Source organism: Dietzia cercidiphylli (genome assembly GCF_014145145.1).
Lineage (GTDB): Bacteria > Actinomycetota > Actinomycetes > Mycobacteriales > Mycobacteriaceae > Dietzia > Dietzia natronolimnaea.
Map to the genome: position 1 here is coordinate 1 of NZ_JAALEA010000115.1, position 2,724 is coordinate 2,724.

2 protein-coding genes are annotated in these 2,724 nt (G+C 69.9%); both read right to left on the reverse strand.

Features of this window, described 5'->3' with window-relative positions; genetic code table 11:
- Nucleotides 1-717: maltokinase N-terminal cap-like domain-containing protein (locus G6028_RS04905; protein ID WP_422110521.1), on the reverse strand; the 717-nt coding region annotated here is incomplete at its 3' end.
- Between the two features lie 10 nt (nucleotides 718-727).
- Nucleotides 728-2,539: a maltose alpha-D-glucosyltransferase gene (gene treS / locus G6028_RS04910; protein ID WP_182658224.1), complete on the reverse strand. Its 1,812-nt coding sequence runs from the start codon at nucleotides 2,537-2,539 to the stop codon at nucleotides 728-730.
- Between the last annotated feature and the right edge of the window lie 185 nt (nucleotides 2,540-2,724).

Sequence of the window (2,724 nt, forward strand, 5' to 3'; positions counted from 1 at the left end):
CTCCGCGAACAGGTCGCGCACGCTCGCCGTGGCCATCGCCCACCCGTCGGCGGCGCCGGCGAGGAACTCCTGGGCCATCGCCAGGGTCGTGGGGCCGGCCTCGTCGTCGGCGTCCGGGTCGCCCCCGTCGTCGTCGAGCTCCACCCAGCCCCGCAGCGACGCGACGGCCGGGCACCGCCGGTCGGCCAGCGCGGCGTGGAGTTCCACGTCGGGGTTCAGGCCGGGTTGGACCAGTCGGAACACCTTGACCATGAGGTCGTCGCCGAACACCAGGGACGAGTTGGACTGCTCGCCCTCGAGCAACCTGCCCCGGGCGGGCTCGGGGGCGGGAGCGCCCGGGACCAGGCGGAACCGCAGCCCTCCCACCTCGTCCTGCGCGGAGAGGTGCGACACCAGTGACTCGGTCCCGCGCGGATCACGCAGTCCGTCGTAGACCACCGGTGAGGCGCCGTCGGGGGTCAGGGGGAGTGTCCGGCGGTCGTCCGGCAGGGTCCGCGCGGTGGCCAGTGGGACCTGATAGCGCTGTGGTCGCCCGTCCACCTCCACGTCCACCAGCAGGTGCTCCACCAGGACGTCGACGTGGTCGAGCAGCACCGCCCGCCGGGCGATCCGCACCGCCGACAGTCGCCGGCCCTTTCCCGCGAACCAGCGTTGTCCGGGGAGCCACTCGGTCAGCAACCTGACCATGGCGTCGTCGTCGACGGGGGTGATGCTCATGCCGCGCCTCTCATGCCGGGGTGTCCGTGGGACTGCGCAGCTCGAGCCAGTAGAAGCCGTAGCCGGGCAGGGTGAGCTGGTACGGGTCGGCGTCGATCTCGGGGAACGGGACCCCGCCGGTGAGCTCGGTGGGCCGGCGTCCGGCGAACTCCGAGAGGTCCAGGCGCACGGCCTGCGGGAACCTCGAGAGATTGTTGACGCACAGGATCACGTCCGCCCGGGGGTCCTCCTCGGGGGACCCCATCGTCCGCAGATAGGCCAGGATGCTCGGGTTGGAGCCACCCAGATCGGTGAACTCGCCGCGTCCGAACGCGGGGTGGCTCTTGCGCACGTGGATCATGCGTCGCGTCCAGTGCAGCAGGCTGGCGGTGGAGTTGAGCTGCGCCTCCACGTTGACGCCCTGGTAGCCGTACTGCGGGTCCATGATCACCGGGAGGTAGAGCCGGCCCGGGTCGCACCGGGAGAACCCGGCGTTGCGGTCGGGGCTCCACTGCATGGGCGTGCGGACGGCGTCGCGGTCGCCGAGCCAGATGTTGTCGCCCATCCCGATCTCGTCGCCGTAGTACAGCACCGGCGACCCCGGCAGGCTGAGCAGCAGCGCGGTGAACAGCTCCAGCTGGTTGTGGTCGCCGTCGAGCAGCGGGGCCAGGCGGCGGCGGATCCCGATGTTGGCCTTCATCCGCGGGTCCTTGGCGTACTCGGCGTACATGTAGTCGCGTTCCTCGTCGGTCACCATCTCGAGCGTGAGCTCGTCGTGGTTCCGCAGGAAGATCCCCCACTGCGCGGACGAGGGGATGTCGGGGGTGTGCGCGAGGATCTCGGTGACGGGGAACCGGGACTGGCGCCGCACCGCCATGAAGATCCTGGGCATCAGCGGGAAGTGGAACGCCATGTGGCACTCGTCGCCCACCTCGGGCTCGCCGAAGTACGCCACCACGTCCTCGGGCCACTGGTTGGCCTCGGCGAGCAGCACCCGACCGGGGTACTCCTCGTCCACCACCGCCCGGCACTTGCGCAGGAACTCGTGCGTCTCGGGGAGGTTCTCGCAGTTGGTGCCGTCGCGCTCGAACAGATACGGCACGGCGTCCAGGCGGAACCCGTCGATCCCCAGGTCCAACCAGAACCGCAGGACGTCGATCATCGCGTCCTGGACCTCGGGATTGTCGTAGTTGAGGTCGGGCTGGTGGGAGAAGAAGCGGTGCCAGTAGAACTGCCCCCGCACCGGGTCGTAGGTCCAGTTGGAGGTCTCGGTGTCGACGAAGATGATGCGGGCGTCCGGGTACCGGGTGTCGTCGTCGGACCACACGTAGAAGTCCCCGTACGGCCCGGTCGGATCGGACCGCGACTCGGTGAACCAGGCGTGGGTGTCGGAGGTGTGGTTCATCACCAGGTCGGTGATCACCCGGATGCCCCGCTGGTGCGCCTGGTCGAGGAAGTCGACGAAGTCCTCGACGGTCCCGAACTCGGGCAACACGGCGCGGAAGTCGCGGATGTCGTACCCGCCGTCGCGGAGCGGCGAGTCGTAGAACGGCGGCAGCCAGAGGCAGTCGACCCCCAACCACTCCAGGTAGTCGAGCTTCTCCGTGAGCCCGCGGAGGTCCCCGGTGCCGTTGCCGTCGGAGTCGTTGAACGCCCTGACCAGGACCTCGTAGAACACGGCCGACTTGTACCAGTCCCGATCGATCTCGAGTTCGGCCGCGTGCCGGTAGTTGTCGGCGCTGGGCTCGACCACGTGACCGTCGTCGGTGAGCTCGGGCTCGGGGTGTCGGGGATCGGACCGGTGGGGGTCGGCCTGGTGTTGGTCGGGCTTGTGGCGCGACATCGGTGACATGGGGGCGAGCCTACGGCCCAGTACGATCCGTTGCATGCGGAAAATCGGCCCGGCGGAGCGTATCCGCGGCCTGAGGGGCGTGGATCCCGCGCGGTCGTATCGCCAGCGGCACGGCCGCCGGGCCCGCGCGCTGGCGGCCCTGTTGGAGGTCGACGACGACGAGGTGGTCGTGCGCC

Excerpts from the sequence above, each read along its gene's own strand:
- treS (WP_182658224.1), bottom strand. The coding sequence starts at position 2,539 with ATGTCGCGCCACAAGCCCGACCAACACCAGGCCGACCCCCACCGGTCC.